Source organism: Methylomonas koyamae (assembly GCF_019669905.1).
Taxonomy (GTDB): Bacteria; Pseudomonadota; Gammaproteobacteria; order Methylococcales; family Methylomonadaceae; genus Methylomonas; species Methylomonas koyamae.
Genome location: NZ_AP019778.1, coordinates 85,168 through 106,643, shown reverse-complemented (window position 1 = coordinate 106,643; position 21,476 = coordinate 85,168). Strand labels below are relative to the sequence as shown.

Sequence of the window (21,476 nt, the reverse complement as noted above, 5' to 3'; positions counted from 1 at the left end):
ATCTCCCCTATAACGTGTTTGATCGCACTGTATAACCCGCGCGACCGCGCGACGTTCAAAGCGGCTAAGAGGTCGCGGCTCGGACTGATTCACCACTGATTTTGCGGACGCTCTAGGCCGAACAAATCATGCACTTCGTTAATGGCGCTGGAGGAAATCATGCCCATAACGAAGCGATTCATTATTTGATAATTTCCGGCAAACGGGGGCTGTGAACGCCTTCATCTTCCAGGTGGCACAGGTAGAAAAAAGCCAGCTCGTTTAACGAGCCCAGCACTCGTCTGCTGTTGGTGTTGGCAAACCTGACTTCGGCAAAGTCGGTCATCAGATTTTGAATAAAGGTCTGCTCGAAACCTTCCTCGGCCAATACACAATGCAGATAGGATTTAAACAGTTGGATCAGTTGGGTAGCGTCAAGCTGGGGTACATCGGCAATCAAGAAATTGAAAAGCGTTTGGTCGTTGGCTACCAACAGACAGGGGCGACCATCGATCTCGATTAGATTGAGGTGCCACGAGCAGAAATTAGAGGTTTCGACACTCGCATCGACCAGGTCGGTTTTTTTCAGCTTGAGTGCAGTTTGCCGCTTTTTGGTACAGCGTAAAACCAGCATTATTTGCCGCCCCAACGGTTAAACAAGATACGCATGATCGCTGCGTTGGCCAATCGCCGGTCAAATCTCTCAGGGTCGAAATCGCCGTCTGCCCATTCGAGCAAATGGGCAGCTTCTTCAGAATTCGGTTCCTCCTGCAGGACTTCCAGAAAATCGGCATAACCCTCCGGGCCGCCGACATCTTCCGGAGGACCAGAGCGTGCGCCATCCAATACCCAGGCGCCGCCTTTGGGATCGTTGTCTAAGTCGTTGCGAATCTCCTCGACGGTCACCAGGTGTTCCCAGTTATCACCCAGATCGTAGCGATAGAGCATACTGTCACCGGTAGCCAGCAAGCGATTCAAATAGGCTTTACGCTCGTCCAGCATATCCAGCTCATCGCCAGGGTCCGGCAAGGCATAAAGCTTGTCTCGAATTTTAAACTGATGCAGGTGATAGTCGCTCCAGCCAAAGGCAGCCTGAATAAAGTGGTGTAACTTCGCCAAGCTGATACGGCCATCGACTTCCAGCCTTCGCCAGATCGGTGGGCGAATTTCATTGGGACGTAGCTCGATATGCAGCGTGTACAAGCACGGTTGACTGGTACTGTTGGTATGTTTCTTACGAACGGGCTTTGGCTCGGCCATCTGCGAATCTCGATAAATTAATGCGCTGTAGTTTAACCCCACGGCAACCGAATTCGAATCGATAAGATTGATCGCGCGATTTGATAAAGCGGCTTACACTACGCGCTTGACCAATTCGCCCTCACAGGAGCCTTCAGATGCCTTTGTCCATGTACGCCATTACCGTTCCTCCGATTGTTCGCAGTCTGACGCAATTACGATCAATCCTGGAAAAAGCGACTGAACATTCAGAAGCCAAAAAGATCGATCCGTGGGTTTTGGTCAATGCAAGACTATATCCAGATATGTACCCGTTGAAACGTCAGGTGCAGATTGCCTGTGATGTTGCCAAGGGTGCTGTTTCCCGTTTAGCCGGACAGGAGCCTCCGAAGTTCGACGATGTTGAAAACTCGTTTGCCGAGTTGATCGAGCGAGTTGATAAAACATTGGCGCATATCAACTCGTTTCCCGCTGAGCAAATCGATGGATCGGAAGCCAAGACAATTTTGCTGCCCTTGCATGACCGAACATTGACTTTTACTGGCTTAACCTACGTGACAGACTTTGTGCTACCCAATGTTTATTTTCACGTGACTACTACTTACGCCATTCTGCGACACAACGGGTTGGAAATCGGCAAGAAGGATTACCTGGGTGACTTAGGTTGATTGTGGATTAATTCGAAAGCTGACATCCATTTTGTTTGGCTGACGGTGACATTTCGACCCCAATTTTACCGGTTGCTTTTCTACATTGCGGCCAGTCGGGGAAATCCAGATTTTGGAAACTGGCGGACTGCAAAGCAGCCGCTGGCGACCTCAACCAAACGGCCAAAACCTGCCGGATAGGAGATTGAAGAGTTGAACCTATGAATGGCAGGTATAAGCCAGTTACCGGACGAAGTGTGGGCCAGTAACTGGCCATGACGTTTGGTGGTCTCAGTCAGTTTTTGACGGCATTGCGAGATAGGCTCGTAAGTCGGGCAATTTCCAATCGACTTTCCCTGTCACATATTCGTGCTTTAATCCGCAGCTATCAGTGAATATCGGACAACCATCATGGATTCCTTACTACGCTATTTCGACATGCTGAGCATGATCCCCAAGGCACCTAATTCCATTTCCACCCCCGATTTGTTGAGCAAGCTTGTTGATGCGGGCTACGAAGTCGATATAAGAACGGTACAGCGCGATTTAGTCAAATTGTCGGTGTCTCGTCTTTTTCCTATATCCAGCACCGCCGATACCAAACCATTACGATGGCAATGGCCCAGCAACACCAAGCGAGTGCAGCTACCGACAATGACCAGTAACGAAGCATTGAGCTTCAAGTTGGTCGAAATGTTTTTGGAGCCGTTGCTTCCACCATCGATAAAATCACTGCTGGCCGATTATTTTGAAGCTGCTGATAGGGTGTTGGCGGTTTCGCCTCTGGCTGGCTGGGTTGATAAAGTGCGACAAATTCCAAGCAGCCTGACATTGCAGCCTCCCGAAATCGACGCAACGGTTTTAGCGGTGGTTTACGAGGCTTTATTGAAAGATTTGCGTATGAAAGCCACGTATCATGCTATCGAACGGGACGCCAAAACCTATGAAGTCAATCCGCTGGGATTGGTATTCCGCCACAACGTGATTTATTTAGTCGCCACCATCAATGATTACATCGACATCAAGCAATTGGCTTTGCATCGCTTTATCGATGCTGAGCTGACCGACAAGGCTGTAAATATCCCCGGCGGCTTTAGTTTGAACAACTACATTGAACAGGGCGAATTCGATTATCCCACCAACGACATCGATCAAACTATTCCCATCACCTTCAAAATCAGTGCATTCATGAAGCAACTTCTGCTGGAAACCCCCATAAGCTCGGACCAGCAAATCAGCATTCTGGACGATGATCGTTATCTACTGCATGCTACCGTCAAAAACACCGAACAATTGCGTTGGTGGATCAGAAGCTTCTCCACCAACATTGAAGTCTTGGAGCCTCCAGCATTACGCGCTGAAATGGCGACGGAAGCACGAGCATTAATTAAATTGTATCGATAATTTTTAAAGGCCAGAATTTGTCGCTTACGTCTGGAGAATGACCTGCAACTTCTGATAACGACACCGCCCAATAACATAGTCGAGCGCAACGTCACCGATCAGAAATGTTAGGGCTTTTTGTCTGCCACTTTGGCTTGATAGGCTTCTTCGACGTGTTGGATGATAGTTGAAGCAGGTATTTTCAGCTTTTCGGCAAGGGCAAAAAGCGTGGTTAATGTGGGCTGTCGTAGCCCTCTTTCCAGCAGGCTGATAAATGTCCGATCTAAATCGCATTCAAATCCCAACTGCTCTTGAGTCAGCCCAACTTGAGTACGCAACTCTCGCAGCACACTACCAAACACGCCATGTAATTCTTTATCTCGCCCCTCCATGGACGAATAGCTTGACCGCTGCTAGACTCAGGGGCGACGGATTATAGTCTTCATTCTTTATGGAATTTTATTAGATGGCCACAGCTCTCGATGAAATAAATTTGCTGGCAAACCCTATTCCACCGTTTTACGTCTTTTCACAACAGGCAGTTCAAGACACGGCTCACCTGTTACTAGCTGAGCATAAAAAGGCTGCCAGGCGAATTTGTGAGTCATTGAAACCCATTCAACTAAACCGAGAAAATTTAAAGAGTAATTTTGAAAGGTTTTTCGGATCGCTTAATCAAAATCATGGAATTTATCCAGGGCATCGACTTGGATTCGATGCCACAGAGCCGCAAATAACTAAAGGAATTGCATCATTCCTCGACCCAGTAACTCATGGTAAAAAAGGAGAAGCAAGGCTAAAGGCCTTCTTAATAGCCTTGTTGAATTACTCATCTAAAAATAGGTTATTAGTTTCTAGCTTAAATGAAACTAATGCTCGTTCTTTTATCGTTGAATCTGAGAAATTTGTACCCAAAGCCAATCGGCGTATTGATCTTTTTATCGCATGGAATCCTATCGATTCGCATAAATATGAATATGGCGTACTAATTGAAGCTAAATTTGGCCACAAAGTGACTGCCGGGCAATTGCTGACTTATAGGCAATATGCAAAAGCGGTATTTGAAAATATTGATAACTCAGCATTGATTTTACTTACCCTTAATGGGAAACGATCAAAGAAAAACAAGGATTGGCAGGCTGTGCAATGGCTAACCTTTATGTCCCGCTGGGAACGAATACTAGATGATACCGACATCGATTTTGCACAGTTCAGACGTTTTATTTGGAAAAAACTAGGAAGTTAATTATGTCAACCTTAATAGAAATTCCCGAGTCACTTCAATTCTATTTCAGCAACGATCAAAATGCATCAGCCATTAACCAAATTCTTGAGTCTGAATCGGTTCCCCTTGGACTTTCCTGGCAGGAAATTGAACAGTATAACAAGGCTAAGGTCTCTGCCCAAGTTACGCAGCTAGACTATTGGTTGCTTTTGAAGAAAATTTGGGAGTTAACCTGGGGTATTTCGATTAACGAACTGAATATTAATGAAGTTGACCCCGATTATTATGAAGATGAATATTCGGCAGATTACACTTGGAGTGAAGATTGTTTTTATAAGACATATAAGTTTAACGATAGCCATCTATTTCTATTCTCTTGTTTTGATGAAAGAACGCTTCGCTTGGGTTTTTATGTTGAATCAAAAAATGGAACTTATGAGATTTCAAACGCTTTAGAGCTTTCAGAAGAGTGGGGCGATGCTGATAATGAAACACGCAGGACACTTACCAATTTTATTGATTTACGAGGCAAAGATAAAGTCGATATCGAACCATTTCCAAAGCTAGCTCATGATGCAATTACAAAGCTTAAGATAGTCCCATGAAAGTTTTATTTTAAATAATATCTACGAACAAGATCAGGAGATATAAAATGTCAGCAAAAACTAAAATGTTAATTGATATAAAAGTCCTTGGAAACGATGATGCCGTGAAAGGACATTTAAGTCTTTCCTCTGGAAATGTTTATTACTACCGAGCAAATGCCAAAGCAGAGACCGCTAGGTACACATATCAGCAATTGATTGATTTAATAGAGAGAGACTTAGAGGCGCAGGATAAATCCTAGTTTTTGTGCGCAATTACTTGTTTTCAAAATATGATCAATAATAAATTGTTGGGCAAGTATGTCTGGAATCACAAAAAAACGTTTGGTAAATCAAAAAAAAGCCGGCTCCGAAAATACTTTCCCTAATAAAGACTGGCTGTATGATAAATTTGAGAATCTACGCCAATCATTACTTAACTATCGAGAACTAGCTGATCAAAATGCTTCGTTGAAAAACCATCAAGATTGGATTGTCGATATTTTTTCTGTCTTGGTGAAAGCCGATACCATCTTGAATGAATATGAGGCAGGCATCAACTCAAACAGTATTTCTGCTATCACTGTTTATGATCTTCTTGGAGAACAGGCTGATTTATTGGAGGAAATGGCCTCCATGCCTGCCGTAAAATTCAGTGCAAATAATTCAGCGGATGAAACGTTTTTGGCTGATTTAGAAACGAACCTTCATGAAGCGTATCTGAAAGTAAGGGACGCGATCTTTCAAGTGCATACCGCACTTCTAGGAGCCTAACTTGACGGCGACTGTGAATGGATTGCCCAGTCGCTGTTGACAGAAGATTTGCTATTACCCCTTGATGCACACCACCTGCTTCAATGTATGCAGCACCTCAACCAAATCCTCCTGGTTGGCCATCACGGTATCGATGTCTTTATAAGCCGCTGGTATTTCGTCGATCACGCCTTTGTCCTTACGGCAGATAATACCCTCGGTTTGCTGGGCTAGATCAGCTGTGGTGAACTGTTTCTCGGCAGCGGTTCGGCTCATTTTTCGACCAGCACCGTGAGCGCAGGAATGAAAGCTTTCCGGATTGCCCTTGCCGCGCACAATGTAAGATTTCGCCCCCATGCTGCCGGGGATGATGCCCAGATCACCTTCGCGGGCTCGAATCGCGCCTTTACGGGTCACCCAGACATTGGCATCAAAATGATGTTCGTGGGCGACATAGTTGTGATGACAGTTGACCGCTTCGGTGGTGATTTCAAACGGTGGCAAATGCCGTTGCAACGCGGCAATAATCAAATCCACCATCGCTTGCCGGTTTGCAAAGGCATAGCGTTGCGCCCAATCGACGGCGTCAGTGTAATCGTTGAAATGGTCGCTGCCTTCGGGAAAATAAGCCAAGTCGCGATCAGGCAAATGGATAAACCAGCGTTCCATATCTTTCCGAGCGAGTTCGATAAAGTAATCGCCCAAGGCATTGCCAATGCCGCGGCTGCCGGAATGCAGCATGATCCACACCCGGTTTTCTTCATCCAGACACAATTCGATAAAGTGATTGCCGCCGCCCAAGGTGCCCATCTGGCAAATCCAATTAGAGAACTTGCCAAACGCCTTGAGCAATTTCGGATGCTTTTCGGTCATCGCCATCAGTTGCGGCTCGAACGGTAACGCTCTATCGGTAAGCGCACGCTCTTGCTTATGCTGGTTTCTGCCGACCGGCACGTCACGGCTGATTTGATCGAAGATCGTCTTCAACCGTTTTTCGTCGAGATCGTTAGCGGATAGCGACAAACGGCAGGCGATCATCCCGCAGCCAATATCCACGCCGACAGCGGCGGGAATAATGGCTTTATGACAGGCAATTACCGAACCGATGGTCGCACCTATGCCGCAATGCACATCGGGCATCGCCGCGACATGATGATGGACAAACGGCAAGGTGGAGATATTGTTGAGCTGTTGCTGAGCACGCTCTTCGATTTCATCCGTCCAGACTTTAACCGGGATGCGTCCTTGATTGAGCACTTGTTTGATAGGCATGGTGATGTTGATTGTCAGTGATGGAGTACAAAATTAAGGGACTGTCGCCGCGTTAACCGACATCGGCGAGATTTGATCTAGCCACCGGATAGTTAAACGCTCTTCGCAAGCCCTGCTCGGCATCGAAAATTTCCCACAACCCCGTCAACGCATCGCGAAAGGTTGGGATACCGGATTCCGCTGATACCCTTGTACCGGTGAGGATAGTCAAGTGTTTCGCTTGTCGTAGTTTTCCGATCAGTTTTGCGGGAATCATGTTCAACTCTGCTCAAAGATGTTTTTGCCAATTTGGTATATGGAGTGTCAGTGTAATCAAACAAACCCAATCGGCTGCCGTTTATGGGGCTCCTTCAATACACATTCGGCGGCTAGCGCCTCGATCATGGCTCTAACATCGTGAATCGGGCGAAACTTATGCTGTCGTGCCAACACGGCAAAATCCCCCGGCGTCAAACCGTCCAGTTTGTGCATCGCGGCTTGCCATTCGGCATCGGGCTCCGGCAGTCCTAATGACTGACAGTAGTTGAGCAGCAGTTTCCAGGCTTGGTGCGGTTTCAGCGCATCGAATTTCACTTTCAGATCGAAGCGACGCAAGGCCGCGCTGTCGATACCTTCCAGCCGATTGGTCGAGGCAATGAAGACGCCGTTGTAAGTTTCCATCCGCGCTAGCATTTCGTTGACACCGGTGATTTCCCAAGCATGTTGACTGCGATTGCGATCTTGCAGAAAGCTATCGACTTCATCGATCAGCAATACGGCGCTATCTTCCTTGGCCTCCTGAAATACGCGAGCAATGTTTTTCTCGGTGCCACCGACCCATTTACTGAACAAATCGGCGCCACGTTTTATATGCAGCGGTTTTTCGAGTTGTTCAGCCAGCCAGCGCGAATAGGCGCTTTTGCCTGTACCAGGAGGGCCAAACAAACACAGCCTGGCACTGCTATGGCGTTTGATGCCTTCGGCAATCCACAGTAAATCGGCATCGCAGTTGATCAACCCGGGGTCGTAGCCATCCGGCAACCGTTGTGCGTCGTCTTGATTCAGCCCGGCGTAGCCTTGGGCGATCAAGGTTTTGTTCATCATCTGCTGTAGCGCCGATGACAACTGCTCCGTCGAAAACCGATCCTGCAAACTACCAATCACTTGCGCGGCGCGAGTGATCACAGCCGGAGCCAACTCTTCGCACGACGCCAAACGCTTAATGGCCTGATCGGTCAAGACGCTGCCGCAACTATGGCGAAGAATACGTTCGCGCTGCGCTTTCGGTGGCACCGGCAATTCGATGACCCAGTCGAAGCGACGAATGAAAGCGGGATCGACGCTGTCAATGCGGTTGCCCAACCAGAACGTTGGAATGGGATTTCCTTCCAGTACCCGATTCATCCAGGCTTTCCGCGTTTGCGCGGTGCTTTTGCCACCAAAATAACCATCACCATCGTTGAATACATCTTCGACTTCATCGAACAACAATAACGCATCGGTATTTTTAAAGAAGGCTTGCGCTGCTCGTAGAGTCGAAAGCCGCTGTTCGCCGTCCGCGGGATCACCGTCGTCGTCTTCACTAGCCACTTCATAGAGGGGACATGCCAAATGCTCCGCCAACAACCGAGTTAATTGGGTTTTGCCGGTTCCAGGAACACCGTAGACAAATACATTGACCCCATGTCGTTTATCGCGAACCGCCTGCTGTAAATAGGGCAGCAAAAAATCCAGTTGATCTTGGATATGCGGGTAATTGGATAAGGTCAAATTCGGTGCCGGGCTTGGTACGATCATGTCGCGCAACCAATCGACCGGCGAAGTCGATTCGCTCATCAATCGATCGGAAAAGCTGCTGGAGAGTATTTCCAGTTTGCTGCTGAGTACGTTTTTGAAGTCCCTTTCGATAGTCAACAACCCAGACTCGGCCAACAGTGCGCGCGATGACAAGGCCTCTTGCACGGCCTGCTGCGGAACGTCCAACAGCACGGCAAGTGTGTACGTCAATTTGAGCATCGACAATTCGGTGCCTAAACAGTCACTGGCATCGTTGAGCAATCGATTCTGATTCAGCATCACGGCAAAGCCCAGCAACTGGCATTCAGTTTCGTTGAGACCGACCAAGTGCGTCAGTTTCTGAAGGTTTTCGCTCAAAGGCTGCGGAAAAACCAGTTCTTCACTGTATTCTTCAGCTTTGAGATGACACTGTTGCAACAGTTTGCGGGCTGAGCCTGGATCATATTCCCCCTCAAGACCGGTTCCCGGCAAAGCGAACAGCGTGGCAATTTCATCGTTGTCATAGCCATGTTCCATAAAGAATTTGCGATGACCTTGCAAGGGAACCAGAAGACGAAGTATCCAAAGGCGAACCAATGGCTCCAGTTCGACTTCGATGGCACAACTGTTACGAAAGCGTTTTCTGCGCATGTCATTCTCCCGATTGCTCTTTAGAGTGAGTGAGAGTATGCATGAGCAATGCGACATAATTAGACGCTTAAAGAGGAATTTAGAAAACGCCCGGCTTTATTTTTAGAGGTTAATGCAATTACAGCGACTGGCAAAGTTGCTTCGGAAATCAGTGGCGCGAATCATTGACCTGTTGGAATCTGGTTCCCAAGTTATTTTACAGTTGCGGTCTGCGTTTATCCGAGTGCATGAACTTTCGGGTGTAGGATTTTAATTTTGACATGAAGGGCTAGCCCGATGGATTTCTAAGGGAAATTGCGCAAAGCCGCTGGCTGGTTATGGCTGAATTACTGTCGTTCACTTTAAGGCTATGTCACCGGCAGCTTAGGGTCGCCTTGTGACTGCCAGCTATTCAGATTGATCGGTCGAAAGCCGTCATTGAATTCCATTACCCGGAGGTTCCCTTTAGCGAAATTCCTAGCCTAGAATGCAAAAAGCCATTTTTTCCAAAGATATCGGAATTAACATTCCGAATCATTTTGGCGTGATTGAGATCGATATTTTCTCGAATTGGACCGGTAGCTTTTTACCCACTTCCTTACCAAGTTCAATAACAAGAAGTGGAATGTTGGGAAATCGATTCCGAAATCGGTTGATTGAGTATTCCGTGCAAGTCGAACAACAATTGATCTCCGTTACTAAGGTGACAGAAGCGAGGTCGTCAGGGCTCTTTACGTGTTGCGAATGCCAAATAGCTCGTTCGCGCTGACTTTCGAGAACCGATTTATAGAAAGTGTTTATAGGGAGATTACCGCTAAATACATTCTGGCGGATGCCGGGAGTTGCAAAGAGATAATTGAGCAGCTTCGGTTCGGTATGGAACTGCGCCATTCCATCGCAGCCAAAAAACTCTGTTTTCGGCATGAAAGCATACAAATTCGGTATCAAGTTCAATCCGAGCCTGATCGATTCTGGAATTGCGCTGTCATTAGAATATGCTGTAAGCACATCTATGGTATTGTCTTTGAAACGTATTAGCGCTAGGCAGATGTTATGTCCCTCGGCGTCATAATTGACTTTATAGCTCAACGCGCGATTTAACTCGGCGCGTTTCAAAGCAATTGCCATCTCGGCATCTTTTCGACCCCATTCCGCCATTGCCAATTTTCCCCGTCCAAATTTCCGCTACTCTAGCATTATTGTCTCTGGTGCCGTTGACTTTGGCAAAATAAATATGGTATGACCTTACAGGTGGAGGGAGTGCTTAAAATCATGGGCGACCTCTTCAAACAAAAAACCTGTTTATCACAAGCCTGATCCTCAAACCCGCTGGCAAAGTGCATTTTAAAAGCATTTAGCCAGCGGGTTTTAATTTGCGTTTTGTGCACAATAGCCACCAACACAGGAGGCTAGCATGGAACCTACCAAGATCCCCCGCTTTATCGATGATCCACCTATTCTGTTGATTTGGACCGCCCACGACTTGGTCATTGTGGTGGCCATGATGTTGCTTGGCATCTTCATCGATCATCTGTTGTATTGCTTGATCGCATCGTACTTCGTGATCAAGTTCATCCGCCGATTCACCGATAACCGGCCGAACGGCTTTTTGGTACACGCAGCTTATTGGGTCGGTTTACTCCCAACCAACGCGATATCGGTCCCTAACCCCTATATCAGGAAGTACTACCAATGAAGCTGAGTGTATTTTTACAGTCGTGGGGTTTTGTCCAAGCGGAAAACCGCCTGCACAGAATTTTATTGATCGGTTTGCTCGCAACCAACGTCATCACAGCGTTCGCCGCGTTACGAACGGAACGGACAGTGATCATGATCCCACCCAATCTGACTGAGAAGGTCGAGATTTCCCGGCAGGAGGCGTCTGCCCAAACCAAGGAAGCGTGGGGTCTATTTCTAGCGCAATTACTTGGCAACGTAACCCCCAACACACTGGATTTCGTAGGCAACGCGATATCCCCATTACTGTCATCGGAGATCCATCGCGAAATCATCAATGCAATGAACGATCAGATCAGTGCGTTGAAGATTGACAAAATATCGACTTCTTTTACGCCGAATCAAGTGTATTTCGAACAAGAAACCAACAAAGTGTTCGTGACTGGCCAGCTCATAACCAAAGGTCCAAACGATAAACCCGAATCATCCTTTCGCACCTACGAGTTTCAAATCGCGATTGTTAACTACAACCCGGTGGTGAGCGACCTCAACGTCTATCAAGGGGAACCGAAAACCAAAGAGTTTTTAGAAATGCAAAAGCAAATGGAGGCGTCCACACATGCAAATCCGTAAATGCGCGTTAATGATTGGCCTGTTTGGGGTAGCTTGCTGTGCCGTCGCCGAACCTCAGTCGTTAGACTTGTTAGCGGTTCCAGCCGATGTATTGAAAACCGTTCAATCCGCGGAAACGGCGCCCGCCGGCGGCATCGCCCCGCAAACCATCAAAGTCTCGGCCGGGATCAATGAGATTATCACGGTGGCGCAAAACCATCTGAATCGAATTGTGACGCCGTTTCCCAGTCCTCGCGTCAGAACGGTCAGTCGCGCCGAAACGCAAGTGGAGGGCAATGTGGTCTATGTCGCCAGCAATAGCGAAGATCCGGTCACTCTATACATAACGCCGGGCGAGAACGAATCGCTTGCCATATCGCTGACGCTGGCGCCGAAACTGATTCCGCCCCGTGAGATTCGGCTTGAACTCGCCGGCGTCGAATATTCTCGCCTGACTCAGACGCAACCGGCAGCCAAAAAAAGCGGTAACGTCGACGATACGGTTCAACAAGAGCATGTCGCGCAACTGAAAGCCACCCTGAGAGAACTGGCGTTAATGCAAAGTCCCAATGGATTCAGTGGCCGCCCGGTATCGGCGAACGAAACCGTTTATTGCGACCAGCAGGGCATTCAAACTACCGTCGGCCAAGCCTTTGATGGACGCAATACGACGATCTTAATTGCAAAAACGGTCAATACCACCCCTCAGCGCATCGAACTCGACGAGCGTTCTTGTATTGGTCAGGGAACCGGGCTTAGCGACATTGTGGCGGTGGCGGCCTGGCCGGATGTGTGGCTGGAACCCGGACAATCGACCGAGTTGTTTGTGATAGTGAAGCAACGAGGCCTAGCCGAAGAACAGATCAGACCGTCGGTCTTGCGATAAGGGCGGATTATGAAGAACACGCTACTTGAAAAATGGGACGCGCTCAATCCTTCTTATCAACGAGTAATTGTCGTCACTACGATTGTTGCGACGCTGATGGTGGCAATCAGTTTGATGTTGGGCGACGCCCCGCCGCCGGTACAAAATGCCTCGAAAAAGGACGTTGCTCGGCATATTTTCACCGATGCAGATCCCAGGTCTTTAGGAATCGACGGTCTTGGGGCACAAATTCGCAAACTCCAGGAGGATCAACATGCAATACGCTCGCTGCTAGACGGCGTAGTCGCCCAAAATAATCAATATCAAGCGTCAGATCAGCAACGGATCAAACAATTGGCCGATCAAACTGGTCAAACCGCTCAAACACAAATCGAAGCGCTGAAAGCGGAAATCGATCGCTTGAAAACCGAAAACAAAGCGGAACCTTCGGGGGCTCAGACAGTGTTGCCTCCCGATGCCGGCGCAAAGTCTCACCAAGCCAAGGAGCGAGTCACCAACGCCGACAATTTGTTTAATCCGCGGGCCTATCAAGACCCGGCGGCGATGCCTGTTGATCCGATTGCATCGAACCCGGCGCGGGACTCGGAGCGAAATGCTCTGCAAATCCGAGTGATCAAGCAAGCTGCCAGCACCGATCCTGAAACCAAGAAAAAGGTCGAAGTCGCGGAGACCAAAAAAGCCGAACAAGAAAGCGTCCTCATCCCGGCAGGCAGTATTTTATCGGGCAACCTGTTGAACGGTATGGACGCTCCAACCGGGAGTAGTGCACAGAAAAACCCATTTCCGGTGTTAGTGCGCTTAAAAGCCGACGCCATCCTGCCGAATCGGTATACGGCTGACGTCAAAGAATGTTTTGTGGTCAGCTCCGGATTCGGCGACTTGAGTTCGGAACGCGCCTACATTCGGGCGGAATCCATTTCCTGTGTACGCCAGGATGGCGGTGTTATCGAAGTTCCCTTGGATGCGTATGCGGTGGGCGAAGACGGCAAGGTTGGTATTCGCGGACGCTTCGTCAGCAAACAAGGCGCTTTACTGCGCAATGCACTGTTGGCCGGCTTTCTGCGCGGATTCTCGGATATGTTTGGTCGAACGCAAACCCAGGTGCTGGCGTTGGCCGGACCCGCTGGCGTGGCCACAACCCCGTTTCAACGCTCCTTTAGCCAGGATTCGATAGAGGGAGGGGCCTTACGGGGAACCGGGTACGCCATGGAGCGCTTGGCAAATTATTACATCGATTATGCGGAGAACCTGTTCCCGGTGATCGAGATCGATGTGACCCGCAAGATCAATTTAGTCGTGCAACGCGGCACCAAGTTGCGGTTGCTTGAAAAAAGTTAATCAATGAATGGAGACCCCATGAAATTACTCCCTGCAATTTTCCTCTTAGTGGTGTCCAGTCTGGCTGTCGCCGGTCAGCCACCCGTGGCAAGTCCTGAAGTCTCGACACCGACCGAGGCCGCATTGTTTGCGAAAGGGGCCATTAACGCGATGAAGGCCTTGCCGATTGATGGCTTCAATATGGTAGAGGCGGGCGGCGAGACCTACTTCATATCCCGCAACGGCCGATTTGCCTTCAAGGGCCAATTAATGGATACCTGGTCGAAAACACCGATTACCCGGATCGAACAAGTCGATTCCGTGATGAATCGGATTCCGCTAGCCGACATGAAACTCAACATCGACGAACTCGGCCCGGTGCTGGTGGGCAAGGGCAAAACCTCTGTTGTGGTATTCGTCGATCCGCAATGCCGCTACTGCAAAAAGTTGCAGCAGCAGCTACCGGCACTCGCCGATCGTTACACCTTCAAGATTATCCCGATCGCGGTATTGGGACAGGAGTCGACGATTCTGGTCAACAAAATCGAATGCCTGCTCCAAACCAAGGACAAGGAAAAGGCGACGACCGCACTACTCAATCAGGACTACGCTGGGTTGCCGGAACAGCTTCCAGGCAACTGCGACAAGGAGCCCATGCAGAAAGCGGTGATTACTTCGGCCATCTTGGGATTGACCGCGGTGCCGTTTGTAATTGCCCAGGACGGTCGTACCCACAAAGGCGCCCCGGACGATTTAGCCGGTTGGCTGAATAGCACTCAAAGCGTCTCAACTGCAAAACAATAAGGTGAAACGCATGTTCAGATCAGTTTTGTTGATCGTGTTGGTACCACTACTCGGTGCTTGTACGCTGATTCCGGATTCGTATGGTTGTAAAGGGATGCCAGATGATCCGATTTGTATGTCCACCGAACGCGCCTATCAAGTTACCGATAATGCGTTGCCTTCCGGTGAGGGAACTGCACCCAGCGAAGCGACCAAGCCGCAACCGGTGACCCTGACCGGCAGTGGCCGGGAACAATCGCCAGTGCCGCATATCGAGGATCCCACCCCGATACGCACGCCATCCGAAGTCATGAGAATCTGGATCGCGCCCTGGGAGGACAAAGACGGCGACTTGAATGTATCCGGTTATGTGTTTACCGAGATAGAGCCGAGACGTTGGATGATCGGCAAGAAATCTGTAACGCAAAATCCGCAATTGCGTGCCCTGCAAGTGGAACAACGTGAACCGCCTAAAAAGGACAAATTCGATCTCGATGGACTGGTGGACGGTAAAAAAATGGGGGGAGGGGGCGGCAAAATGCCGGAAGGATTCGAGTCGCTGTTAAAAGCAAAATCGCCGTTTTAGCAATCGGTTAAACCACCAGAAGGTGAGTCAGGCGTTAGATCGCCAACCGGGCGTTGCCGCGCCCGAGATTTGGGTTTAAAGCCTATTTACTCACTTTTCTGAAAGGTATAACCATGAAACAAATGAAAAATCTGGTACAGATCAAAATGTTGGTCGCCCTTGTCGCCGTGGCGGGAATGTTTCTGTTTTCCTCCGAATCGTTTGCCGGTACCGGTAGTACCGAATTCAACGCCGTGTACACCTTGTTGACCAACTGGATGCAAGGATCGTTGGGCAAATTGATTGCGGCGGCGTTTATCGTCGTCGGGCTGATTGCCGGCGTATTGCGCAATTCCCTGATGGGTTTTGCGGTCGGTGTCGCCGCCGGTCTGGGTTTGTTTACCGCCCCTGGCATCATCAACGCCGTCGTTACCGCGACGTGGTAATCCTATCGATTCCGTAATCGATAGACCGTGATCTGGGTTTGGAATTGCAATCCTTTAAGTGATTGTGATCACACCTTGGATAACGAGGTCCGGCGGGAAACCGCCATCTGACTTTCAGGATGGGGCATGAAAGTGAGTCCTCGGAATAACCAGAATGGCCGGTTAAAGGTCCAGGTTTTTAGCAGCGATGGCACCGAGCTGGTGCCGTGTAATGCGGCAAGAGCCAGAAGGCTTATCAAAAACAAGCAAGCGAAGGTCCGTACCGTTAACCCTTACTCGATAGAGTTAAACAGAAGCGTAAACCCCGATGCCTAAACAAAGTTACCACAGAATCGACAATTTATTCTCCGTGTTGGCGTTCGATCCCGATACCAATCTGTTTTTGGGAGAAGACGCCAGCTTGGGATTCGGTTTTTTGTGCGAGCCGCTCTTCGGAAACGATCCGTCGATCGCCGATCGCATCAACGTCTTGTTGAATCAGGAATGGCCGATCGACACCTTGCTCCAGGTGGGTTTGTGGGCGTCGCCCGATATCGACACGGTGATGGCCACCTTGAAGACGCGCCGAATGGAGCAACAAAATCCGTTGTATCAAGCCTTGGTGGCTTCCAATGTGGACTATCTGCGTGGGGCGACTCAGCATCCGATCGATAAAGCCTTGCCGACACGGGTTAGGCGGTTTCATGTGCTGGTGACTGCAAAGATACCGTTGTCGGGGGCAAAACCCACTCAGAAAGAATTGAGACATGCGTCGGAATTGCTCTTGGCCGCGTTTCAAGCGTTAGCGACGAGTGGATTAAGGCCAAAGACATTGACGGCCGACGTGTATGTCCGTCTGTTGAACACGATGTTGAATTGGCACCCCGAAGCCAGCTGGCACGATCTGGTGGTGCCCGAGTGCGATCCGCGTAAATTGATCCGCGAACAATTATTCGATTTCGATAACGAACTGGCGGTCGATCAGACCGGCGTGACTCTTGGCAACAAACGGGTTAAAACCTTATCGGTCAAACGGCTGCCGGATCAAGTGTATTTTGGCTCGGCCCTGAGCTATTTGGGGGATCTACTGAGCGGAGCCCGTGGTATTCGCGACAATGTGTTGATCTCCGTCACACTGCATTACCCGGATTCGGAAGCCACACGGATGAAATTGGAGACCAAGCGTCAATTCACCGCCAATCAGGCGGTGGGACCGCTATTAAATATCGTTCCGCAGTTAGCGATCCGAAAACACAATTTCGACTTACTCTTCGATGCGCTGAACGATGGTGATCGCCCCATCCGCACTTATTTCGGCATGGTGTTGTTCTGCGATCCTCATGAAGAATCCCAAGCCGTGTCCAATGCACGCACCTATTACCGGGAGCTGGGTTTTCAGCTGCTCGAAGACCGGTATTTTGGTTTGCCATATTTTCTGAATTGCCTGCCCTTGGGCGCGGAACTCAGCCAAGTGCAAGTGAGTAACCGCTATATCACGATGGCAACCCGTCACGCCATTCCGCTGTTGCCGATGTTTGCCGATTGGTCGGGGACTGGTTCGCCGGTACTCAACTTTATTTCGCGCTCAGGACAACTGGTCAATGTCTCGTTATTTGATTCCGGATCGAATTTCAATTGCTGCATCGCCGCGCAATCGGGGTCCGGTAAATCGTTTCTGACCAATGAAATTATCGTCAATTATCTCACCGAAGGGGCGCAGATCTGGGTAATTGACGTCGGCCGCTCCTATCAGAATCTGGCCGACACGCTGGACGGCGAATTCATGGAATTTACGGCGGACAAACAGATTTGCCTGAATCCCTTCGAGTTGGTGCAAAACTGGGAAGATGAAGCCGATGTGGTGGCCGGACTGGTCACCGCGATGGCGGCACCCACCGAAAAACTCAGCGACTTTCAGACCGCCGGATTAAAGCGGATCTTAAAAGGGCTATGGGATGAAATGGCGCAAAAGATGACCGTCGACGATATCGCTCAGCGGTTGCGGGCGGAATCCGACCAAAGACTGAAGGATGTCGGCGAACAGCTTTTTCCCTTCACGTCGACCGGCGAATATGGCCGGTTCTTCAACGGCGTCAACAATGTTCGGTTTCAGAATAGTTTTACCGTGTTGGAGTTGGAGGAATTGAAGGGGCGCAAACACTTACAACAAGTCGTGTTGCTGCAATTGATCTATCAGATCCAACAGGAAATGTATCTCGGAGAGCGCGATCGGCGCAAGATCGTGATCATCGACGAATCCTGGGATTTATTGAGTATGGGGGACGCAGCGACCTTCATTGAACATGGTTATCGACGGTTCCGAAAATACGGAGGTGCCGCGGTGACGATTACCCAGTCGGTCAACGATTTGTATCGCTCGCCGACCGGCCGAGCCATCGTCGAGAACTCGGCCAATATGTATCTGTTAGGTCAAAAACCGGAAGCGATCGACACCATTAAAAACGAGAATCGTCTGCCGCTCTCCGATGGCGGAATCCAATTGCTCAAATCGGTTCACACTATCCCCGGCGTCTACTCGGAAATTTTCTTTATCACCGAATACGGTCAAGGCATCGCCCGTCTGGTGGTCGATCCCTACAAACGCTTGCTGTATTCCACCAAGGCCGAACACGTCAACGCGATCAAAAATCTGAAACGGCAAGGCTATTCGACCGATGCCGCCATCCGCCATTTATTGCTACAACAGGAAACACGCCATGTCGCTTAAATCATTGATTGCCGTTGTTTTGGCCGCCATTGCCGTCAGTGTGGCGTCCAGCTATTGGCTGGTAAGGCATTCGCTATCGACCGAGTTGGAAAAACTGAACTTATTGACGCCGGTGTTCGTGATAGACCGGACCGGGTGGACCCGAAATCTGTCGAAAGACGCCAGTCAAGATGCCATCAAGCAGGCCATGAATGAATGGCAGGCCAAAATCTCGCATTTGGTGGATTCCGGTTTCGTGGTGGTCGATGCGAACATGGTGGTCGGTGCGCCGGAGGATGTCTATGTCGGTGAGTAACCCCCTCGATCAAAAAGTATTTTGGTTTAAAAAAGCCCTCCCGACGCTGATCGCGATTGTGATTGGCGGTGCTTATCTCGAAAATCGGTTTCGCATTGGTATCGACGATCAGAAAGATCGGTGTTTGCCCGGCAATCACCGCTGGTTCGTGGTCGACACCTACGCCAAAGACATTCGCCGAGACGATCTGGTGGCGTTTGCCGCGGATCAACGCATGGCCATGGCGCCCTGGTTTTCGTTTACCCACATCGTGATCAAGATCGCGACCGGTGTGGGTGGCGACACCGTAACGGTCGATACTCAAACCGCGCGAGTGAACGGTAGCGTGGTCTCCGAAGGGTTGGCGTTGGCGGGTAAATTAAAGCAACCGGCCGCCGCGTTTATTCGGACCGAGATTGTCACAGACGGCGAATTGTGGGTGACAGGCACAACCGAGAATAGCTTCGACTCCCGCTATTGGGGCGTGGTGCATCCCGATCAGATTATAGGCAAAGTCTATGCGTTGCCATTTTAAGCCCATAGCGGTGGCGGCGGTATTGATCGGTGGGTCGGTACCAATGGCCGGCGCCGATACCGATTGGCTCGAGCGTTCGAAGGCGTTGATGCAGCACGCTCAACAAGGACCGCGTCCGGCCTGGTTGGATGCCAATCCGCACGCGGCGAATGCCAAGGCGCTGGCCTTGGAAACCTTAAAGCATGCGCCTTCACCGCAACCCTTCGCCAAGCCTAAGCGTGATCAACGCCGGCATTATGTCCTGTACGCTTCGACGTCCTTGGGTCGGACCGGCCTGCTCAATCTATTCGAAGCGGCCGCCGGCCGAGACGATGTGTTAGTGGTTTTCAGGGGTATTCGCGACGGTCAGCGGGTGCAGGAATTTATTCGCGAAATTCATGGTTTGGCGCAAACGCTGGATGCTCAGAGGGTTCCGTCTATCGAACTGGATCCGACCCGTTTTCAGAATGCCCACATTCAGGTGGTGCCGAGTTTGACGGTGGAGGAGGGCGACCGTGTTGTGGCCAAGGTGGAAGGGGTTACCGATATCGCCTGGTTGGAGGCACAGTTAAAATCGCGTCCGGCGCCGGATGATCGAGTCGTGGATCTGGGCGTACACGGCGATACTCAGGCTATCGCCGAGCTGGACTTGATCAAGGTGATGAAGACGCGAATGGCCGGCATCGATTGGACCGCCAAGAAACGTGAAGCACAGGCCCATTTCTGGCAAAAAGCCGAACTATTATCGCTCGCAGCGGCACAGCAAGATCGCGAGCGGTTGATTGATATCACCGTGACGGCGCCAAGAGACGTTGTCACCCCGGCAGGACAGATCATCGTCCGACAAGGGCAGCGCATCAATCCGCTGAGTCAACTGCCGTTTACCCAGCGTCTGGTGGTCTTCGATGCCACGCAACCCGATCAAGTCGCGGCGGCTGAGCGCGAGGGGAAGGCGATGACAGGTCGTCCGGTGACGTATTTGATTACCAGTCTGGAACGGGACAAAGGATGGCAGGCGTTTAATGCGCTCGAAGAGCGGTTGGGACAATCGGTGTTCTTACTCACCGCCGACGTGCGGCAACGTTTTAATCTCGAAGCGGTTCCCAGCGTCGTCGAACAAGACGGCATGCACATCAAAGTTAGAGAAATCGCGGTGGCAGGCCATGACTAAACCAGCGACGTGGTTGCAACTTGTATTGCTGTGTGCGTGTTTGTGTTCGGGCCAGTCAAGTGCTGCGGACGCCCTATGTCCGGACGCGGAACTCTGGTCGGGGAAATTGATTACCGATATTTGCTGGGGATGTTTGTTTCCGATTCGGCTGGCCGGCGGTGTGCTGGATTTTCGCGCACCGCAAACAAAAGGTAGCGGCGATTCGTCCGTGGGCGACGATTTGGTTCCGTCGTCCGCCGCCAGTAATGTCTACTGCGTTTGCGACGGCAAAGAGCTTATCCCGGAAGTGGGTATGACCATGGGCTATTGGGGTCCGGCCAGGGTCGTGGAGTTGGTGCCGAATCCTTGGTGCGCGCCGACGCTTGGCGGCACAAAAATCAATCAGTCGAATGTGCGATTGTGGGGCGGTTCGTCGCCTGTTGTGTACGACACTGATGAAATAGTCTTCCTGAATTATCACTATTACGCATTCCCGATATACGTCATGCTCGATCTATTCTGGGAAGATCGGTGCTTTGCCGACGGATACAAAGATTTCGATTTGCTGTATGTCTCGGAACTGGATCCGACCTGGAACAACGATGAATTGGCATTCTTCACCAATCCGGAGGTCGTATTATTTGCGAATCCGGTGGCATTGGCGGCGTGTTCGTTCGATGCTGTTGCGGCGTCCGCCGGCCGGCCGATTGACGAAATGTTCTGGTGCGCCGGGGCCTGGGGTGGCATCTATCCGTTGTCCGGTCACGCCCATCCCGGTGAAGGCATTGCGCCGCGTCAAAGCAGTTTATTGATGACAAGAGCTACGGCCGCACTGCATCGGCGCGGCCTAGCCCATAGAACCGTTGGCGATGATCACGTCTGCGGCGGGACGATTTCCCCGTTTATTCCGAAATCCCAATACGCTACCACCATGTTTTACCCAGTGGCCGATACCCAGAGCAAACATGCGATTGGCGAAAGTGATTTGCTATGGGGAGCAGGCCATTCTTATCCCGGTTCCGGCGAATACCACGTCTACATATTGTGGCGATGGACTGACTGCTGTCTAGGATTTTAA

General features: G+C 50.2%; 25 protein-coding genes and 1 pseudogene. 19 read left to right on the top strand and 7 right to left on the bottom strand.

Annotated features, from left to right (window positions below; translation table 11 throughout):
* Window positions 1–181: 181 nt before the first annotated feature.
* Together MKFW12EY_RS22290 and MKFW12EY_RS22285 are read right to left on the bottom strand one after the other, a co-directional pair.
* Complete coding sequence (locus MKFW12EY_RS22290; RefSeq protein WP_054759535.1) at window positions 182–613, bottom strand: DUF6933 domain-containing protein; 432 nt, start codon at window positions 611–613, stop codon at window positions 182–184.
* The gene (locus tag MKFW12EY_RS22285; RefSeq protein ID WP_054759537.1) at window positions 613–1,239 is read right to left on the bottom strand and encodes a plasmid pRiA4b ORF-3 family protein; all 627 of its coding nucleotides are present in this window, start codon (window positions 1,237–1,239) and stop codon (window positions 613–615) included. The genes MKFW12EY_RS22290 and MKFW12EY_RS22285 overlap by 1 nt, the downstream gene beginning before the upstream one ends.
* Before the next feature lie 137 nt (window positions 1,240–1,376).
* Here MKFW12EY_RS22285 and MKFW12EY_RS22280 point away from each other — a divergent pair, with 137 nt between their 5' ends.
* On the top strand, window positions 1,377–1,886 hold the full coding sequence (locus MKFW12EY_RS22280) for a DUF1993 domain-containing protein (RefSeq protein ID WP_054759539.1): 510 nt from the start codon (window positions 1,377–1,379) through the stop codon (window positions 1,884–1,886).
* Window positions 1,887–2,276: 390 nt separating this feature from the next.
* The gene (locus MKFW12EY_RS22275; RefSeq protein ID WP_064040634.1) at window positions 2,277–3,269 is read left to right on the top strand and encodes a helix-turn-helix transcriptional regulator; all 993 of its coding nucleotides are present in this window, start codon (window positions 2,277–2,279) and stop codon (window positions 3,267–3,269) included.
* A gap of 107 nt (window positions 3,270–3,376) precedes the next feature.
* Here MKFW12EY_RS22275 and MKFW12EY_RS22270 read toward each other — a convergent pair whose 3' ends face one another.
* On the bottom strand, window positions 3,377–3,640 hold the full coding sequence (locus MKFW12EY_RS22270) for a helix-turn-helix domain-containing protein (RefSeq protein ID WP_054759546.1): 264 nt from the start codon (window positions 3,638–3,640) through the stop codon (window positions 3,377–3,379).
* A gap of 74 nt (window positions 3,641–3,714) precedes the next feature.
* Here MKFW12EY_RS22270 and MKFW12EY_RS22265 point away from each other — a divergent pair, with 74 nt between their 5' ends.
* From MKFW12EY_RS22265 to MKFW12EY_RS22250, 4 genes are read left to right on the top strand one after another with little or no spacing between them, the layout of a single operon-like run.
* Entirely contained in the window at window positions 3,715–4,494 is a 780-nt protein-coding gene (locus MKFW12EY_RS22265) for a PD-(D/E)XK nuclease family protein (protein WP_054759548.1), read from the top strand.
* Window positions 4,495–4,496: 2 nt separating this feature from the next.
* The gene (locus MKFW12EY_RS22260; RefSeq protein ID WP_054759550.1) at window positions 4,497–5,078 is read left to right on the top strand and encodes a hypothetical protein; all 582 of its coding nucleotides are present in this window, start codon (window positions 4,497–4,499) and stop codon (window positions 5,076–5,078) included.
* Between the two features lie 47 nt (window positions 5,079–5,125).
* Window positions 5,126–5,320, top strand: coding sequence for a hypothetical protein (locus MKFW12EY_RS22255; RefSeq protein WP_157199208.1), 195 nt, complete (start codon window positions 5,126–5,128; stop codon window positions 5,318–5,320).
* A 58-nt stretch (window positions 5,321–5,378) separates the two neighbouring features.
* The gene (locus MKFW12EY_RS22250) at window positions 5,379–5,831 is read left to right on the top strand and encodes a hypothetical protein (protein ID WP_064040635.1); all 453 of its coding nucleotides are present in this window, start codon (window positions 5,379–5,381) and stop codon (window positions 5,829–5,831) included.
* Window positions 5,832–5,885: 54 nt separating this feature from the next.
* On the opposite strand, the gene MKFW12EY_RS22245 is transcribed toward MKFW12EY_RS22250, so the two are convergent.
* The 4 genes and pseudogenes from MKFW12EY_RS22245 to MKFW12EY_RS22230 all read right to left on the bottom strand — a co-directional run bounded on the left by MKFW12EY_RS22245 (window position 5,886) and on the right by MKFW12EY_RS22230 (window position 10,625).
* Window positions 5,886–7,082, bottom strand: a complete 1,197-nt coding sequence (locus tag MKFW12EY_RS22245; RefSeq protein WP_054759554.1) for an RtcB family protein — start codon at window positions 7,080–7,082, stop codon at window positions 5,886–5,888.
* Window positions 7,083–7,203: 121 nt separating this feature from the next.
* Window positions 7,204–7,338 (bottom strand): annotated as a pseudogene (locus tag MKFW12EY_RS22240) (NAD-dependent deacylase); the annotation flags it as partial.
* Between the two features lie 56 nt (window positions 7,339–7,394).
* The gene (locus MKFW12EY_RS22235; RefSeq protein WP_064040637.1) at window positions 7,395–9,488 is read right to left on the bottom strand and encodes an AAA family ATPase; all 2,094 of its coding nucleotides are present in this window, start codon (window positions 9,486–9,488) and stop codon (window positions 7,395–7,397) included.
* Window positions 9,489–10,001: 513 nt separating this feature from the next.
* Window positions 10,002–10,625 (bottom strand): hypothetical protein, encoded by a 624-nt coding sequence (locus tag MKFW12EY_RS22230; protein ID WP_054759562.1) that lies wholly within the window; start codon window positions 10,623–10,625, stop codon window positions 10,002–10,004.
* 256 nt (window positions 10,626–10,881) lie between these two features.
* On the opposite strand from MKFW12EY_RS22230, the gene traL reads away from it, so the two are divergent.
* From traL to MKFW12EY_RS22165, 13 genes are all read left to right on the top strand, one after another.
* A complete protein-coding gene (traL, locus tag MKFW12EY_RS22225) occupies window positions 10,882–11,163 on the top strand; it encodes a type IV conjugative transfer system protein TraL (protein WP_054759564.1) in 282 nt (93 codons plus the stop codon).
* A complete protein-coding gene (locus tag MKFW12EY_RS22220) occupies window positions 11,160–11,777 on the top strand; it encodes a TraE/TraK family type IV conjugative transfer system protein (RefSeq protein WP_054759565.1) in 618 nt (205 codons plus the stop codon). Before traL ends, MKFW12EY_RS22220 begins: the two co-directional genes overlap by 4 nt.
* Window positions 11,764–12,642: a TraK domain-containing protein gene (locus tag MKFW12EY_RS22215; protein ID WP_082881135.1), complete on the top strand. Its 879-nt coding sequence runs from the start codon at window positions 11,764–11,766 to the stop codon at window positions 12,640–12,642. The genes MKFW12EY_RS22220 and MKFW12EY_RS22215 overlap by 14 nt, the downstream gene beginning before the upstream one ends.
* A gap of 9 nt (window positions 12,643–12,651) precedes the next feature.
* Window positions 12,652–13,980, top strand: a complete 1,329-nt coding sequence (locus MKFW12EY_RS22210) for a TraB/VirB10 family protein (protein WP_064023757.1) — start codon at window positions 12,652–12,654, stop codon at window positions 13,978–13,980.
* 18 nt (window positions 13,981–13,998) lie between these two features.
* Window positions 13,999–14,763, top strand: a complete 765-nt coding sequence (locus MKFW12EY_RS22205; protein ID WP_054759573.1) for a DsbC family protein — start codon at window positions 13,999–14,001, stop codon at window positions 14,761–14,763.
* Between the two features lie 10 nt (window positions 14,764–14,773).
* Window positions 14,774–15,328, top strand: coding sequence for a TraV family lipoprotein (locus tag MKFW12EY_RS22200; RefSeq protein WP_157199213.1), 555 nt, complete (start codon window positions 14,774–14,776; stop codon window positions 15,326–15,328).
* A gap of 113 nt (window positions 15,329–15,441) precedes the next feature.
* A complete protein-coding gene (gene traA / locus MKFW12EY_RS22195) occupies window positions 15,442–15,753 on the top strand; it encodes a TraA family conjugative transfer protein (RefSeq protein WP_256360532.1) in 312 nt (103 codons plus the stop codon).
* A 126-nt stretch (window positions 15,754–15,879) separates the two neighbouring features.
* Window positions 15,880–16,068, top strand: coding sequence for an RRXRR domain-containing protein (locus MKFW12EY_RS23365; RefSeq protein ID WP_054759575.1), 189 nt, complete (start codon window positions 15,880–15,882; stop codon window positions 16,066–16,068).
* On the top strand, window positions 16,061–18,460 hold the full coding sequence (gene traC / locus MKFW12EY_RS22185) for a type IV secretion system protein TraC (protein WP_054759577.1): 2,400 nt from the start codon (window positions 16,061–16,063) through the stop codon (window positions 18,458–18,460). The genes MKFW12EY_RS23365 and traC overlap by 8 nt, the downstream gene beginning before the upstream one ends.
* The gene (locus MKFW12EY_RS22180) at window positions 18,450–18,755 is read left to right on the top strand and encodes a hypothetical protein (RefSeq protein WP_157199214.1); all 306 of its coding nucleotides are present in this window, start codon (window positions 18,450–18,452) and stop codon (window positions 18,753–18,755) included. Before traC ends, MKFW12EY_RS22180 begins: the two co-directional genes overlap by 11 nt.
* Window positions 18,742–19,269: a S26 family signal peptidase gene (locus MKFW12EY_RS22175; protein WP_054759578.1), complete on the top strand. Its 528-nt coding sequence runs from the start codon at window positions 18,742–18,744 to the stop codon at window positions 19,267–19,269. The genes MKFW12EY_RS22180 and MKFW12EY_RS22175 overlap by 14 nt, the downstream gene beginning before the upstream one ends.
* A gap of 43 nt (window positions 19,270–19,312) precedes the next feature.
* Window positions 19,313–20,419 carry a TrbC family F-type conjugative pilus assembly protein gene (locus MKFW12EY_RS22170; protein ID WP_221054694.1) on the top strand — a complete coding sequence of 369 codons (1,107 nt, stop codon included), beginning with the start codon at window positions 19,313–19,315 and terminating at the stop codon, window positions 20,417–20,419.
* The gene (locus MKFW12EY_RS22165) at window positions 20,412–21,476 is read left to right on the top strand and encodes a TraU family protein (protein WP_140911926.1); all 1,065 of its coding nucleotides are present in this window, start codon (window positions 20,412–20,414) and stop codon (window positions 21,474–21,476) included. The genes MKFW12EY_RS22170 and MKFW12EY_RS22165 overlap by 8 nt, the downstream gene beginning before the upstream one ends.

What these genes read in the sequence shown, in the direction of transcription:
- MKFW12EY_RS22290 (WP_054759535.1), bottom strand. Translation starts at nt 613, where the DNA reads ATGCTGGTTTTACGCTGTACCAAAAAGCGGCAAACTGCACTCAAGCTG.
- MKFW12EY_RS22285 (WP_054759537.1), bottom strand. Translation starts at nt 1,239, where the DNA reads ATGGCCGAGCCAAAGCCCGTTCGTAAGAAACATACCAACAGTACCAGT.
- MKFW12EY_RS22280 (WP_054759539.1), top strand. Translation starts at nt 1,377, where the DNA reads ATGCCTTTGTCCATGTACGCCATTACCGTTCCTCCGATTGTTCGCAGT.
- MKFW12EY_RS22275 (WP_064040634.1), top strand. Translation starts at nt 2,277, where the DNA reads ATGGATTCCTTACTACGCTATTTCGACATGCTGAGCATGATCCCCAAG.
- MKFW12EY_RS22270 (WP_054759546.1), bottom strand. Translation starts at nt 3,640, where the DNA reads ATGGAGGGGCGAGATAAAGAATTACATGGCGTGTTTGGTAGTGTGCTG.
- MKFW12EY_RS22265 (WP_054759548.1), top strand. Translation starts at nt 3,715, where the DNA reads ATGGCCACAGCTCTCGATGAAATAAATTTGCTGGCAAACCCTATTCCA.
- MKFW12EY_RS22260 (WP_054759550.1), top strand. Translation starts at nt 4,497, where the DNA reads ATGTCAACCTTAATAGAAATTCCCGAGTCACTTCAATTCTATTTCAGC.
- MKFW12EY_RS22255 (WP_157199208.1), top strand. Translation starts at nt 5,126, where the DNA reads ATGTCAGCAAAAACTAAAATGTTAATTGATATAAAAGTCCTTGGAAAC.
- MKFW12EY_RS22250 (WP_064040635.1), top strand. Translation starts at nt 5,379, where the DNA reads ATGTCTGGAATCACAAAAAAACGTTTGGTAAATCAAAAAAAAGCCGGC.
- MKFW12EY_RS22245 (WP_054759554.1), bottom strand. Translation starts at nt 7,082, where the DNA reads ATGCCTATCAAACAAGTGCTCAATCAAGGACGCATCCCGGTTAAAGTC.
- MKFW12EY_RS22235 (WP_064040637.1), bottom strand. Translation starts at nt 9,488, where the DNA reads ATGCGCAGAAAACGCTTTCGTAACAGTTGTGCCATCGAAGTCGAACTG.
- MKFW12EY_RS22230 (WP_054759562.1), bottom strand. Translation starts at nt 10,625, where the DNA reads ATGGCGGAATGGGGTCGAAAAGATGCCGAGATGGCAATTGCTTTGAAA.
- traL (WP_054759564.1), top strand. Translation starts at nt 10,882, where the DNA reads ATGGAACCTACCAAGATCCCCCGCTTTATCGATGATCCACCTATTCTG.
- MKFW12EY_RS22220 (WP_054759565.1), top strand. Translation starts at nt 11,160, where the DNA reads ATGAAGCTGAGTGTATTTTTACAGTCGTGGGGTTTTGTCCAAGCGGAA.
- MKFW12EY_RS22215 (WP_082881135.1), top strand. Translation starts at nt 11,764, where the DNA reads ATGCAAATCCGTAAATGCGCGTTAATGATTGGCCTGTTTGGGGTAGCT.
- MKFW12EY_RS22210 (WP_064023757.1), top strand. Translation starts at nt 12,652, where the DNA reads ATGAAGAACACGCTACTTGAAAAATGGGACGCGCTCAATCCTTCTTAT.
- MKFW12EY_RS22205 (WP_054759573.1), top strand. Translation starts at nt 13,999, where the DNA reads ATGAAATTACTCCCTGCAATTTTCCTCTTAGTGGTGTCCAGTCTGGCT.
- MKFW12EY_RS22200 (WP_157199213.1), top strand. Translation starts at nt 14,774, where the DNA reads ATGTTCAGATCAGTTTTGTTGATCGTGTTGGTACCACTACTCGGTGCT.
- traA (WP_256360532.1), top strand. Translation starts at nt 15,442, where the DNA reads ATGAAACAAATGAAAAATCTGGTACAGATCAAAATGTTGGTCGCCCTT.
- MKFW12EY_RS23365 (WP_054759575.1), top strand. Translation starts at nt 15,880, where the DNA reads ATGAAAGTGAGTCCTCGGAATAACCAGAATGGCCGGTTAAAGGTCCAG.
- traC (WP_054759577.1), top strand. Translation starts at nt 16,061, where the DNA reads ATGCCTAAACAAAGTTACCACAGAATCGACAATTTATTCTCCGTGTTG.
- MKFW12EY_RS22180 (WP_157199214.1), top strand. Translation starts at nt 18,450, where the DNA reads ATGTCGCTTAAATCATTGATTGCCGTTGTTTTGGCCGCCATTGCCGTC.
- MKFW12EY_RS22175 (WP_054759578.1), top strand. Translation starts at nt 18,742, where the DNA reads ATGTCGGTGAGTAACCCCCTCGATCAAAAAGTATTTTGGTTTAAAAAA.
- MKFW12EY_RS22170 (WP_221054694.1), top strand. Translation starts at nt 19,313, where the DNA reads ATGGCCGGCGCCGATACCGATTGGCTCGAGCGTTCGAAGGCGTTGATG.
- MKFW12EY_RS22165 (WP_140911926.1), top strand. Translation starts at nt 20,412, where the DNA reads ATGACTAAACCAGCGACGTGGTTGCAACTTGTATTGCTGTGTGCGTGT.